This is a genomic window from Mycobacterium sp. IDUB_9 (assembly GCF_055419505.1).
Genome location: NZ_JBVAXU010000008.1, coordinates 18,606 through 33,105, shown reverse-complemented (window position 1 = coordinate 33,105; position 14,500 = coordinate 18,606). Strand labels below are relative to the sequence as shown.

General features: G+C 66.2%; 8 protein-coding genes. All 8 read right to left on the bottom strand.

Going from position 1 to position 14,500, the window contains the following annotated elements; genetic code table 11:
- Positions 1-10: 10 nt before the first annotated feature.
- Positions 11-670, bottom strand: coding sequence for a DUF8185 domain-containing protein (locus tag ACZY08_RS26220; RefSeq protein ID WP_463747540.1), 660 nt, complete (start codon positions 668-670; stop codon positions 11-13).
- Positions 667-1,074 carry an acyl-CoA thioesterase gene (locus ACZY08_RS26215; RefSeq protein ID WP_463747539.1) on the bottom strand — a complete coding sequence of 136 codons (408 nt, stop codon included), beginning with the start codon at positions 1,072-1,074 and terminating at the stop codon, positions 667-669. The genes ACZY08_RS26220 and ACZY08_RS26215 overlap by 4 nt, the downstream gene beginning before the upstream one ends.
- Entirely contained in the window at positions 1,071-5,939 is a 4,869-nt protein-coding gene (locus ACZY08_RS26210) for an NAD-glutamate dehydrogenase (protein WP_463747538.1), read from the bottom strand. Before ACZY08_RS26210 ends, ACZY08_RS26215 begins: the two co-directional genes overlap by 4 nt.
- A 98-nt stretch (positions 5,940-6,037) precedes the next feature.
- The gene (ettA, locus tag ACZY08_RS26205) at positions 6,038-7,711 is read right to left on the bottom strand and encodes an energy-dependent translational throttle protein EttA (protein ID WP_463747537.1); all 1,674 of its coding nucleotides are present in this window, start codon (positions 7,709-7,711) and stop codon (positions 6,038-6,040) included.
- Between the two features lie 110 nt (positions 7,712-7,821).
- Positions 7,822-8,280 carry a single-stranded DNA-binding protein gene (locus tag ACZY08_RS26200; protein WP_463747536.1) on the bottom strand — a complete coding sequence of 153 codons (459 nt, stop codon included), beginning with the start codon at positions 8,278-8,280 and terminating at the stop codon, positions 7,822-7,824.
- A gap of 170 nt (positions 8,281-8,450) precedes the next feature.
- Positions 8,451-10,481, bottom strand: a complete 2,031-nt coding sequence (locus ACZY08_RS26195; RefSeq protein WP_463747535.1) for a bifunctional copper resistance protein CopD/cytochrome c oxidase assembly protein — start codon at positions 10,479-10,481, stop codon at positions 8,451-8,453.
- A 30-nt stretch (positions 10,482-10,511) separates the two neighbouring features.
- Positions 10,512-12,860 (bottom strand): glycerol-3-phosphate 1-O-acyltransferase, encoded by a 2,349-nt coding sequence (locus tag ACZY08_RS26190; RefSeq protein ID WP_463747534.1) that lies wholly within the window; start codon positions 12,858-12,860, stop codon positions 10,512-10,514.
- Positions 12,857-14,476: an HAD-IB family hydrolase gene (locus ACZY08_RS26185; RefSeq protein ID WP_463747703.1), complete on the bottom strand. Its 1,620-nt coding sequence runs from the start codon at positions 14,474-14,476 to the stop codon at positions 12,857-12,859. Before ACZY08_RS26185 ends, ACZY08_RS26190 begins: the two co-directional genes overlap by 4 nt.
- Between the last annotated feature and the right edge of the window lie 24 nt (positions 14,477-14,500).

Sequence of the window (14,500 nt, the reverse complement as noted above, 5' to 3'; positions counted from 1 at the left end):
CGAGAGGAAATCAGCCGAGGATCAGGGCGGCACTTTCGCGGCGGCGGTAGACCGACCCGAACCGGGCGTCGATACGCAGCCACGACGGGTGTGCGCGGACCCGGACGATCTCCCCTTCACTCACCTCGTTGCCGGTCTGCGGCAGAAAACCCATGGCGGTCAACGCGAAAACACATCGCATGGGCACTCCGACGGCGACGTCACCCGCGCTGACCGCGATGACCTCCTGGTCCAGCAGTGACGCCGGCGGCCCGTGGGCACTGCCATGCTCACGGGCGAGTGCGCCGCCCTGCTGAGCCAGGTCGAGCATCACCCGCGCGGGGACGTCGTCGAGGTGGACGAATCCGTCCTCGGGTGGCAGACCACCGCGCCAGGCTGAGTCCATCGGGAAGCCGGTTTCGACGTATCCGTTTCTCGCAGTGGACAACCCGGACACCACAGCGTCGGCTCCCGCGGACAGGTCCGATGGGCGCACCCGACCGCGCACCACCCGGCTGGCCAACACCTCCAGCCCGGTCGCCACCCAGGCCACCGCCGCGCCGGCATCGCTCCGCTCCCGCAACCGCACCACCGCGGCGTCGTCCAACCGCAGCGCACGGTCGAGGAACGTCGCAAGATCCGCACGGTCCCGCGGATCATCGATCCACAGACCGCGCTCGGGGGCGGTCATCGCAGGTGACTCTCCAGATAGCCGCGCTGCTCGGCCGTCAGACGTTCCAGACGTTGCTCTGCGATGTGCACCGCGGCCAATTGGGTCTCGCCGATCACCGACGGCTTGGAGTCAGGATCGGCGTGCAGTGAGCGCACCTCGTAGCCGATGGTGAAGTCGACGGCCCGCACCCGCTTGGACCACATGGTCACCTGTAGCGGTGAGTCCACGAGCCGCAGCTGCCCCTTGTAGGCGATATTGACCTCGGCGATCAGTAGACCGATGGTTTCGATCGTGGCGCCGAAGGGCTCACGCAGAAACGGTATGCGGGCCTCTTCGAGAAGAGTCACCATCGTGGCGTGATTGATGTGCTGGTACATGTCGATGTCCGACCAGCGCACATGCACCGGCGTAGTAAAGCTCACGCAGTCGTTCCCGTTCCACTAGTTCGTGTCATGCTGCGGATCTGCCGCGCCGCCACAGAGAGCGTCGCCAAATCCTGCTCACCATCTTGGTATATCTCGGTCAGCGTCCGGCGGGCGCGGGTCACCCGGGAGCTGTTGGTCAGCTCCCACTCGGCGATCTTCTCCTCACCGGTCTCGTCGGGCTCACCGACCGCGAGCACATCGAAGCACAGCGCGCGCAGCGAACCGTAGATGTCGTCGCGAATCGCCAACCGCGCCAAGGAATGCCACCGATCGTCTCGGCTCAGTCGGGAGACCGCGGTGAGCAGCCCGTCGGAACTGAGGTGGTCCATCAACGCGAAATAGGTGTCGGCCACTTCGGTGGGCTCACGGTCCACGATGTCGGAGATGTCGATCACATCGAGCAGGCTGTACTGGTACAGCCCGGTGGCCACCGCGTAGGCCAGATCGTCGGGGACGCCCTGCGCGGCGAATTCGCCGGCCTCTTTCTCGACGATCGCCTTATCGTCACCACGCAGCCATTGCGGCATGTGAGGGCGCAGAGCGGACACCTTGGCGGCGAACCGGTTGATCTCGGCGCCGACGGCCAACGGCTGTGGACGGTAGTTGAGCAGCCAGCGCCCGGCTCGGTCGACCAGCCGGCGCAGGTCCAAGGTCATGCGGTCGGTGACGATCACCGGCGCCCCGGCGTCGCCCGCGGCCTGGATCCGGCGCCAGATTTCACCGATCCCGAAGATGGCATCGGTGGCGACATAGCTGCGCACCGCGTCGACCGGGCCGACCCCGACGTCCTCGGTGATGCGGTAGGCGTAACTGATCCCGCTGGTGTCGACGAGATCGTTGACCAGCATGGTGGTGGCGATCTCCCGGCGCAGCTGATGCGACCGGATCTCACCGGTGAACTGTTCACGCAGCTTCTCCGGGAAGTACTGCGGCAGCCGGGACGCGAACACCTCCTGATCGGGCAGGTCACTGGCCAGCACGTCGTCTTTGAGATTCAGTTTGACGTGAGCCATCAGCGTGGCCAATTCCGGTGAGGTCAAACCGATTCCGGCATCGATCCGGCGCCGGATCTCCTTCTCCGAGGGCAATGCCTCCAGCTCACGGTTGAGTCCACGGTTGGCCACGAACTCCTTGATCATCCGGGCGTGCACCGAGAGCATGCTCGCGGCGTTGGCCCGGCTGGTGCCCATGAGATCGTTCTGGTGCTTGTTGTCGGTCAGTACCAGGGCGCCGACCTCGTCGGTCATCGACAGCAGCAAATCGGTGCGCTGACCGGGCTTGATCTGGCCAGCTGTGACCAGCGAGTCGATCAGGATCTTGATGTTGACCTCGTGGTCCGAACAGTCGACGCCCGCAGAGTTGTCCAGCGCGTCGGTGTTGATCCGTCCGCCGGCCAGATCGAATTCGATACGCCCCAGCGAGGTCACGCCGAGATTGCCGCCCTCACCGATGACCTTGGCCCGCACCTCGTTACCGCACACCCGGATCTGGTCGTTGGCGCGATCGCCTACGTCGGCCTCGGTCTCGGCTTTGACGTAGGTGCCGATGCCGCCGTTCCACAGCAGGTCCACCGGAGCCTTGAGAATGGCCCTCATCAGCGCGGGCGGCGTGAGTTCCTCGATTTCCGCATCGAGCCCGAGTGCGGCGCGAACCTGCGGGCTGATCGGAATCGACTTCTGCTGACGGCTGAAGACACCGCCACCCTCACTGATCAACGCCTTGTCGTAGTCCTCCCAACTGGACCGGGGCAGGTCGAACAGGCGCTTGCGCTCCACCCAGGACCGCGCGGCGTCGGGGTTGGGATCGATGAAGATGTGCCGGTGGTCGAAGGCGGCGATCAGCCGGATGTGCTTCGAGAGCAACATGCCGTTGCCGAACACGTCACCGCTCATGTCGCCGACGCCGACGACAGTGAAGTCCTGGCTCTGGGTGTCGACCCCCATCTCCCGGAAGTGGCGCTTCACCGACTCCCAGGCACCTTTGGCGGTGATGCCCATGGCCTTGTGGTCATAACCGATGGAACCGCCCGAGGCGAACGCGTCGCCCAGCCAGAACCCGTAGGACTTGGCGACCTCGTTGGCGATGTCGGAGAACGTGGCCGTGCCCTTGTCGGCCGCGACCACCAGATAAGCGTCCTCCCCGTCGCGGCGCACCACCTCCGGTGGCGTGACGACGGCACCGGTCCCCTTGTCGACGTTGTCGGTCACGTCGAGCAACCCGGAGATGAAAAGTTGGTAGCACGCAACGCCTTCGGCGCGCGTCGCTTCCCGGTCGACGGCTGCGTCGCCGGTCGGCTCGGGTGGCCGCTTGACCACGAACCCGCCCTTGGCGCCGACCGGCACGATGACGGCGTTCTTCACAGCCTGGGCCTTGACCAAGCCGAGGATCTCGGTGCGGAAGTCTTCGCGGCGGTCCGACCAGCGCAACCCGCCGCGCGCCACGAACCCGAACCGCAGGTGCACGCCTTCGACGCGGGGCGAATACACGAAGATCTCGAACTTGGGCCGCGGCAGCGGCAGTTCGTTGATCAGGCCCGGGTTCAGCTTCATCGACACGACACCGCGTTGCCGCGCCGAATCAGGCTGCTGCACAAAGTAGTTGGTGCGCAGGGTGGCTTGGATCAAGGTGGCGAAGGCCCTGAGCACCCGGTCGGTGTCCAGACTCACCAACGCGTCGATGTCTGCGGCCACCGCAGCAGCTGCCCCCTGGGCATCGCGGGCCCCCGCGGTGTCCTCGGAGGGGTCGAACAGCGCCTCGAACAGCTGCACCAGCGACTGCGTGGTGTGCGGATTCTCGTTGACCACCGACTCGATGTGCGACTGACTGTACGGAAAACCGGCCTGGCGCAGGTACTTCGCGTAGGCGCGCAGGATCACCACCTGTTGCCAGGTGAGATCGGCGCGCAGCACCAGTTCGTTGAACCGGTCTACCTCAACCCAGCCTTTCCAGATCGCGGTCACCGCATCGGCGAATCGTTGGGCAGTGGCCTCGCGCGAAGCGGCGTCGGGCGCCCCGGGGAGACTGCGCTGCCGGGCGACCTTGAACTGATAGATCCAGACCGGCAGGCCGTCGGCCCGCCGGACCGTGAATGGGCGCTCCTCCAGCACCACCACACCCATCGACTGCAGCATCGGCAGGAGTTCGCTCAGCGAGGCCGACTGGCCGCCCAGGTACCAGGTGAGCTGGGCGCCACGGTCGACACCGTCGTCGTCACCTTCACTAAACACCAACTTCACCGAATTGTCCTGCAGGGCTTCGATGATCGCGATGTCGGCGATGGCATCCGCCGGCGCAACGGCTTGCCGGTAGTCCTCCGGGAAGGCTGAGGCATAGTGCTCGACGGCGGCCGGGGTGAGCGCCGCGTGCGCTGCCGCGCTGGTCATCCGGTCACCCCAGTTGCGGGTGGCCTCGGTCAGCAGGTTCTGGATCCGGTTCTCGTTCTCGCTCGAGGTGTCCACGGTGTGTGAGACCGCACCGTCGGGTAGGCGCACAATGAAATGGACTACTGCCCAGGGCGATTCGCTGACCCGCGCCGAGTAGTCGATGCTCTCACCACCGAGCTCGCGCACCAGGATGTCCTGCATTTCGAGCCGCACCGCAGTGGTGTAACGGTCTCGCGGCAGGTACACCAGGCAGGACACGAAGTGCGCCAGCTGATCCGCGCGCAGGAACAGTAGGGTCCGGCGCCGCGACCCGAGGTCCACCACCGTCAGCGCCATGTCCAGCAGCTGCTTGGAACTCAGCGCGAACAGTTCGGGGCGCGGGATGGTCTGGACGATGTCACGCAGCAGCTGGCCGGGGTGGCTCGGATCGCGCCGGGCCATGGCCAGCGCCTCCTCTACCCGCCGCGAGATCAACGGGATGTCCAGCACGTTGGCGTTCATCGCGGCCACGGTGAACAGGCCGACAAAACGATGCTCGGTAGCGGTGACATCACGCCGTTCGCCGCCGCTCTCGCGAACGACGACGATGTATGGATTGGCGCCGTAGCGCACATAGCTCGGCATGGTGGCCTGCGCCAGCACCATCAGATCATCGGCGGCAGTGAGCGGCGGGAGCACATCCTCGCGCAGCTTGAGTACACCGAGCCGGCTGCCCGGATCGACCGTGGCGCGCCCGTCGCTGATCGCGCACTGCTGATACCCCAGCAGCACGAAATGTCCGTCGGACAGCCAGCGCAGGAGTGCGGCGACATCCCTGCGGTCGGCATTGGGGAACCGGCCCTCGACATCGGTGGCCACATCGTTGGCCAGGGCATGGAGCGCGGCGCCCATCGCCGCGGAGTCCATGCCGATCTGGCGGGCCTCGGCGAGCACGCCGGGCAGCAACCGAACCACCTCGGTGAGCGCGGGGCCGTCGGCCGCCCCGATCACCGGGACGAGGATCCAGCACTCGTCGACGCCGTCCCCTCCGGTGGCCTCGGCCGCAGGCCGGAAGTCAAGCAGTGCGCCATCGGCGTCGCGGTGCACCCGAAAGACCGGGTTCATGATGGCCGGGTAGGCGATGCCGTTGCGGTGCAGCAGCACTGTCACCGAATCGACCAGCATCGCTGTCTGCTCGGTGACGATCTGCAGCGCCGGGCCCGAGTCGGCATCGCCCGGATACACCGCGACCTTGGTCTCCCCCGGCGCCCGGTGGCTGCCCAGCGCGTACTGGGCAACGACCGTGCCGTCGGAGACCAGTCGCTCGGCGACACCGGAGGCCTGGGGACCGGTAGCGGCGATTCCGGGCGCGTCGACCTGAGGAGCCCGGTAGGTGGACAGGAAGGCCAGCGCAAGGCGGTGGATCACCTCAGGCGGCGCCTGTAAATCAGCCAAGCCGCTAATCCCCTGCCCTGAAACAGCTCCCGGTTCGGTCGCCATACGGATCACTCCTGACTCACGCCCATCCACCGGCTTCGGTGCGTAGCTGCGACACTAGTAGCGTCCCCGAGCTTGCTGCGTCCTTATCCCCTCACAGGTCAGTCGCGGGTCAGTCTCCGGTGGGTCACTCGGTGCGGACGCGCTGCTTCGGCGCCGAGACGTTGGATCTTGTTCTCCTCGTAGGCACCGAAGTTGCCTTCGAACCAGAACCACTGGGCCTCGTTGTCGTCGTTGCCCTCCCACGCCAGGATGTGCGTGCAGGTGCGGTCCAGGAACCAGCGGTCGTGGCTGATGACCACGGCGCAGCCCGGGAACTGCTCGAGTGCGTTTTCCAGTGAGGACAGCGTCTCGACGTCGAGGTCGTTGGTCGGCTCGTCGAGCAGGATCAGGTTTCCGCCCTCTTTGAGGGTCAGCGCGAGGTTGAGCCGGTTGCGCTCACCACCGGACAGCACGCCCGCGGGCTTTTGCTGATCAGGTCCCTTGAAACCGAACGCGGACACGTAGGCGCGCGACGGGATCTCGTTCTGGCCGACCTCGATGTAGTCCAGGCCGTCGGAGACGACCTGCCAGACGTTCTTCTTCGGGTCGATGCCGGCACGGCTCTGGTCGACGTAGCTGAGCTTGACCGTCTCGCCGACCTTGACCTCACCACTGTCAGGCTGCTCAAGGCCGACGATGGTCTTGAACAGCGTGGTCTTGCCGACACCGTTGGGACCGATGACGCCGACGATGCCGTTGCGCGGAAGTGTGAAGGAAAGGTCCTTGATCAGCGTGCGGCCTTCGAAGCCCTTGTCCAGGTGCTCGACCTCGACCACCACACTGCCCAGCCGGGGCGGGGTCGGGATCTGGATCTCTTCGAAGTCGAGCTTCCGGCTCTTCTCCGCTTCGGCGACCATTTCCTCGTAGCGGCCGAGGCGAGCCTTGTTCTTGGCCTGCCGGGCCTTGGCGCCCGAACGGACCCAGGCCAGCTCGTCTTTGAGCCGCTTCTGCAGCTTCTGGTCCTTCTTGCCCTGGACCTCGAGGCGCTCGGCCTTCTTCTCCAGGTAGGTCGAGTAGTTGCCCTCGTACGGGTAGGCCCGGCCGCGGTCGAGTTCGAGAATCCACTCGGCGACGTTGTCCAGGAAGTAGCGGTCGTGGGTGACTGCCAGGATGGCGCCCTTGTAGTTGGCCAGGTGCTGTTCGAGCCACAGCACGCTCTCGGCGTCGAGGTGGTTCGTGGGTTCGTCGAGCAGCAGCAGGTCCGGCTTGGACAGCAGCAACTTGCACAGCGCCACGCGGCGGCGCTCACCGCCGGAGAGGTGGGTGACGGGCTCGTCGGGCGGTGGGCAGCGCAGTGCGTCCATGGCCTGCTCGAGCTGGGAGTCGATGTCCCAGGCATCGGCGGCGTCGAGCTCCTCCTGCAGGTGGCCCATTTCTTCCATGAGCTCATCGGTGTAGTCGGTGGCCATCAGCTCGGCGACCTCGTTGTACCGGTTGAGCTTGCCCTTGATCGCCACGCCGGCCTCGACGTTCTCGCGGACCGTCTTGGTCTCGTCGAGCTGCGGCTCCTGCATCAGGATGCCGACGGAGGCGCCGGGTGCGAGCAGCGCGTCGCCGTTGTTGGCATGGTCGATGCCGGCCATGATCTTCAGCACACTCGACTTACCAGCCCCGTTGGGACCGACGACGCCGATCTTCGCGCCGGGAAGGAAGTTCAGGCTGACGTCGTCAAGGATGACCTTGTCGCCGTGCGCTTTGCGAACCTTGCGCATCGTGTAGATAAATTCGGCCATGCCGTGATGTGCCTTTCTGAAGCTCTTCGGGAATGTCGGATGGGCGCGTGCGCGACGGGACGCGGCAAGCCCAACTCACTCGCGCCCATCCTAAGCGTGGTCGAATGTGGTCAGGCCGACAGTGGCAAGTCCCCCTCGTCAAGCTCGGTTTCATCGTCGTCCAGCATGTCGCCGGGTTCTCGTTCCGGCTCTGTCACCGGGCCGGCGCTCGGCTTCGGCAAGGGCGCGAGCTTGGCCGTGCACCGCGACAGATCGGGGCCGACTGCGGTAGCCCGCACCTCGACAGATGACCGGCGCACACCTTCCTTGTCGTCGTACTCACTGGTGTGGACCTGCCCGACCACCACGACCGCGTCCCCCTTCATGAGCGATGCACTGGCGCCCGTGGCCAGATTGCCCCAGCAGTTGACCGTGACGTAGAGCGAGTTGCCATGCTCCCAGGTGCCGTCGGAGGTGCGCCGCCGCGAATTGCTGGCCACCCGGAACTTGTAGAGCTCCTGGTCGCCGAACCGCAGCCGAACCGGATTGGTGATGATGTTGCCGACGATGGTGAACGGGGTCTCGAACATTTTTCTGTTTCCTTTCGCTTCATCTGTGCCGGCGGCCGGAGCTGAAGCGTCGACCGCCTTACGCAGCCATTGACCGTCGGCACCCCGACAGGAGATACGCGGCGGACCCGGTGCACGCGTCGGCTGTGGATGAAACGAACGCTGGGGATAACCCCGACTACTACCGCTGACTATCCGGAAGGACGGTCACGCCGCGCCATTTCGGCAAGCATGGCGTTGTAGGCAACCAGATCGGCGTCGTCGTCGCGGTCAGCCGCCCGGTCCAACCGCTTGGCGGTGCGCTGATCGCTGCGCCGCCACTGGATCAGCAGCGCCAACATCACGATGACCAGCGGGACTTCCCCGGCCGCCCAGGCGATCCCGCCACCGAGGTGCTGGTCTCCGAGTAGATCGGTGTGCCACGGCAATTGCAGTGAGCGGTAGAAGCTTTCGCCGAGCACGGTGTCCATGCCCATCATCACCACACCGAAGAACGCGTGCAGCGGCAGTGAGGCAAACACCATCCCGATCTTGACCAGGTGCGGGACGGGCCTCGGGGTCGGGTCCACACCGATGACCACCCAGTAGAAGAGGTACCCCGACAGCAGGAAGTGCACATTCATCACGATGTGCGCGGCGTGGTTGCTGACCGCTGCGTCGAAGATGCCGCCGAAGTACAAGCCGTAGAACCCGGCCACGAACAGCACGGTCGCGACGATGGGCTGGGTCAGGAACTGCGACACCCTCGAGTGCAGAGCTGCCAGGATCCATTCCCGGGGGCCGGGCGGCGATCCGCGGCCCACAGCGGGCAGCGCCCGCAGCGCCACGGTCACCGGGGCGCCCAGCACCAGCAGGACGGGGACCAGCATGGACAGCATCATGTGGGCGATCATGTGCATGCTGAACATGGCCGGCATGTAGCGGCCGAGACCCGATGACGTGGTGAACAGCAAGGTTGCGCAGCCCAGCAGCCAGGCGAACGTGCGGCCCACCGGCCAGGCATCGCCACGTCGGCGCAGTCGGTACACCGCGGCCAGGTACACCACTGCCGCGACGATCGCCGCGGTCCCGAACAGCAGGTCGAACCGCCAGTCGAACAACACCCGGGCGACCGTCGGCGGCCCGGCGAAGTCATATCCGATCGCGACCTCGGTGGCGCTCGGAACTCTCGGCTCCGGCGGCGGTGGGGTGCGGCCCAGCCCGACGGCGATGCCGAACGTGACGCCGAACAGTGCAGCCTCGGTCAGCGCCAACCGGATCAGTGGTGTGCGCGTGCCGGGGTCGGTGGCCAGGGCGGTCAGACTGACCCGTCGCTGTCGCCAACCCAGCAGACCGAGCAGGGTCAGCGCGACGACCTTGCCCACCACGAGCCAGCCGTAGTTGGTGCGCACCAGATCGGGCAGCTGGATCCGCACCATTGCGTTGAGCACCCCGCTGATGGCCATCGCGATGAAGCACCACAACGCCAGCGCCGAGAAGCGTCGGGCCGCCAGCGCGGTGTTGGATCCGTCAGCCGCGCCCCGGGCACGGAGGGCATGGGCCAACAACGCCAGCAGTCCGCCGGCCCACAGCGCGGCCGCCACGAGGTGGATGAACAGGCTGTTGGTGGCCAGGTCGTGAGCGCCACCGGCCGACGAGTGTCCGGTCAGGACGAGTGGCATCAAAGTCACCAGGGATCCGGCCAGCAACACCGGTGTCCATCCCCACCGCAATACCGGCAGGCTCGCGATGGTGACGCCGGCCGCCAGGATCGCCGTCCAGCGCCAGGCGGCGGAGACGTCGACGAGGCTCGCCGCCGACCACACGTCGACCGGACCGAGATGATCGAGCAGCGGCTGTCCGGACACGTCGGAGATCGTCAACGGAACCAGCAGCGCGGCGCACACCGTCCACACGCCCGAGGCGGCCGTACCGAGCCGCAGCGCACGGTAACCGGCGACATCCAAAACGCCGTTGGTCTGCGGTGCCACCAGGAACGCCGCGAACAGAAAGGCCCCGACGGCGACGACGGCGGCGATCTCACCGGCAGCCCGGACGAACGGCAGGCCGTAGGTGGTGACCGGGCCCGGATCGGGCAGGCCGGTGGCGGTCAGCGCGTCGGCCAGCGACAGCGCGCCGATACCGGCCGCCACTGCTCCGGCCAACAGGCCCACACCGACCAGCACCGGCCACACTGCGCTGTTGCGCACGCTGGATGCGACCACCGGGCCGGCTGAAGTCATGGTGCAAGGGTATGGCGTGGGGCGCGGCGCCTAGCCGGTCAGTCCTCGTTCAGCGCGGCGCAGCTGCTCCCGGATGTAGAACTGCTCACGTGCGATCTCGTCGACCTTGTCCATATCGGCGACGATCCCGCGCAGTTCGTCGCGGAAGGCGTTGCGGCGGGCCCGCAGATCCGGGCCGTTGACCAACAAGTTCTGATCGGCCGCCACCTGGCGCGCCGTGGCGAACAACAACGCCGAAACCGACTCGTTGCTGCCCACCCTGCCTTGGGCGACGTACTGGCGCCCGACGCCCAGCGCACGCTTGGTCAGGTCCCGCTCCCCGATCTCGGGCGGCGCGTCGCGCAGTACGTCGGCGACGATCCCGTAGGCCTCGAAGAACGGCCGCAACATGGCGCCCACCAACAGCGGTTGCTTGTCCCGCAGCATCTGATAGATCTCGTCGCTCCCGGCGGTGACCTTTTCTTCCCACTTGTCGTACCACGACATCTCCTCGGCGACGTTGTCGCGGAAGGCCGCCGAATCGGCGAAATAGAAATCGAACTTGAGCAGGTCACGCAGCCGCATCACCTGGTCCCAGAACGCCTGCAGTGGATCGTCGGTGGCGCGGGCGGCGTATGCCAGGGCCAGCTCGACGATCGAGGTCTCCTGGAAGGCGTGGATCAGTGAATTGCGGTAGAACGCCGCCTCCAGTTCGTCCTCGGGGGCGATCCGCCACACCGGCTCGCGCCCGCTGTCCACCAGCGTCACGGGGTGCCCGCCGGACAGCGCGTCGACGGCCGAACGCACGCCCTCGGCGGTCCGCAACCGCAGCGCACTGTTGGTCATCGGGGTGTTCTTGCGCTCCAGATAATCCAGTGAGTCCTGCAGTGTGTGGTGCAGTTGATCGAGGGTCAGGGCAACTCCACGGGCGCCCAGCAACAGCGCCGACACCAGGTTGGTGGCGTTGACCGGGGTGACCCGCAGGATCCGCCAGGCCACCTCGAAGGCCATCTTCTGCATGGCCAGGCGTTTGGCCGCCTCGTCGTGGACCATGTCGCCGTTCGGCTCACCGAGGTGCTCACGCATCGAAACCGCTTCGGGGAAGCGGACATAGATCTTGCCGTAGTTGCGTTCGCCCTGCGCCTTGATGAAGTTGTACAGCCAGCTCAGGCCCTCGGGGGTCTTCTCGCCACCCCGCGCATATGCGGCGTACTCGGCGGTCTCGTGCAACTGGTCGAAACTGATCGACACGGGCTGCAGCAGGATGTCGTCGCTGCGGCCGTCGAGGTAGGCGTTGGCGACGTAAGCGAGCAGTCCGAGCTTGGGCGGCAACATCTTTCCGGTCCGTGACCGGGTGCCCTCGATGGACCAGTTGAGGTTGAACCGTTTCTCCACGATGTAGCCGACGTACTGCCGCAGCACATACTTGTACAGCGGGTCATCGAGTTTGCGACGCAGGAAGATGACGCCGGAATGCCGGAACAACGGACCCATCAGGCCGAACGACAGGTTGATCCCGGCGAACGTGTACACCGGAGGAAGTCGATTCTCCTGCATGGCGACGGGGACGATGACGCCGTCGAGATAGGACCGGTGCGAGAACAACAACACAGCCGGATGTTGTTCCAGGGCATGACGCATCGACTCGATCTCGGAGCGGTCGTAGTCGATACGCGGATCGAATCCGCGGCTGAAGATCGCCCGGCCCAGGGTCGGGATCAGATCCACCGAGAAGCGGCTCCACCCGGTGGAGAGCTCGTCGAGCATCTCGCCGGCCTTCTCGATCGACGCGCCGGGAATCTGCTCGAGTCCTTGACGGAAGCGCGCCGAGTCGAGCATCTCCGGCTTGACCAGCCGCGGCGACTTGTATTCAGGGCCCAGCAGGCGAAGCTCTACCCGCTCGATCGCCAGCGCGGCCCGGCGGAGCACGAATCGGGCGAATTCCCTGGGGTTTTCCGCAACCGTGGTCTCACTCCACTGCTTGCGCAGCTCCGATACCTTGGCCGGCTCACCGGCCACGACCCGCGCCCGCGTCGGGTCCTTGCGCAGAATGCGCCGCTGCAGGATTTCTGGCGGCCGGTAGGTGTCGCGGCCCGAGATCAACCCGACCACTTTCAACCGGGTGGGTAATCCGGCGGGCACCCAGAACACCCGCACCGGAACCACCAGCCGTTGCTCGTCGGCTTCCAGCTCCTCGACCAACCGGGCCACCACCCCGGGCGCAGGTTCGTCAGTGGCGGGCAACTGCAGTACCTCGACTGTCGAGTCCGGGTGTTCACGCCGCTGCGTCTTGAGCCAGTCGTTGAGCAGTTCCAGTTCGGCCGGTGAGGACACCGACGCGAGAACGAGCGCATCGTCGGTGGTACTGAAGCTGGGGAAATCGTCGAGACCGGCGGTCACGGTCGGCCCTTCGGGGTCGACCGTGCGGACGAGGTATCCGGTTTGGGGGCAGCCTTTTTCGCCGTGACCTTCTTCGCGGTGGCCTTCTTCGCGGGCGCATTCTTTGCCGCTGCTTTCTTCGCGGGCCGGCGCGGAGCGGCCGCCTTCGCAGGCATGCGGGCGTAGATGTCGAACGTCGGCAATTCGTCCTGCGGCCAGGATTTCAGGGTGTCGAGGTAGATCTGGCGAACCTCGGCGATGCGCTCGGTCAGGTTGTCGGCCGTCCAGTCCTCGACGGGGATCGGCGGGTAGACCGCGACGTCGACCTTGCCGGGGTTGAACGTGCTGGAATCGCGGTGTGCGATCACCTCGGCGTTGCGGATCACGATCGGCACGATCGGGATACCGGCCGCCATGGCGATGCGGAAGGGCCCCTTCTTGAACGGGCCGACCTCGGTGGTGTCGAGCCGGGTGCCCTCGGGGGCGATCAGGATCGACAAGCCTTTGCGGGCAAGCTCTTCCACCTTGTGCAGGCCCTCCACGGCCTTCTCCGGATCGTCGCGGTCGATGAACGCCGCATCCATGACCTTGCCCAGCGGCCCCATGAGGGGGTTGCGTTCCAGTTCCTTCTTCCCGACGCCGGTGAAATCGACGCCGACCAGCCGGCCCGCGATCATCGGATCAGCCTGGTTGCGGTGATTGAATATGAACACCGCGGGGCGTTGCGCGGTCAGGTTTTCCTCACCGAGGACGTTGAGCTCGATGCCCGTGGTGAGCATGAGCAGCTTGCTCCAGTTCGAGGTGAAGAAGTTGACCCCTGTGCGCTTGTTGCGGGTGAGCAGTCCGAGTCCGATCGCGCCGGCGGCGACCGTGGGGATGGTGGCGAGGCTGGCCAGCGTTCGTAGTTGCGCGATGGGGCTGCTGCCGCTGCGGCTGCTGAATTTCAGTACGGGCCAGCCGCGTTTGGCGGCGACGGCGGCCAGCTTGCCTGCCGGATTCGTCGGACGTGGATTGCCTACCAGGTACATCAGGGCGACGTCCTCGTCGCCGTCGGCGTAGAAGTAGCTCTTGGACAGATCGACCCCGTTGGCCGCCGAGAAGTTCTGCACCGCACGGGCTTTGCCGGGACCCCAGATGACGGGTGTCTTGACTTCGCCGGTGATCAACCCGTCCGCGTCGGTCTCGAACTCGTTGCACAGCACGTTGTCGATGCCGAGAAAGCGTGCCACCGGCTCGACTTGGACCGTCAGCGCCGAAGAGCTCAGCACCACGGTGTGCCCGCGGGCCATGTGGGCGCGGACCATGGCGCGCATCTCCGGGTACATACGGCCCTGAACGTGCTGGACGAACAGCCGCTCACCCAGCTCGTCGAGATCGCTGAGCGAGTTGCCTCGCAGCATCCGGGCGCCTTTGCCGATCAGGTCCTCGAACTCGGAACGCCCCAGCTGGTGGTTGAGCCCGGCCTGCACCATCCCGATGAATTCGCCGACGCCCATCTGGCCACGGCGCAACCGGTCGCGGGTCATGATGACCCCGGTGAAGCCGGCCACCAGTGTGCCGTCCAGGTCGAAGAAGGCGCCGATCTGCGGCCCCTCCGGGCTTCCCTCGATCTCGGCCAGCGTGCCGGGCAGCCGCATCTGTTTGGTTCCGCGAGGGACCGA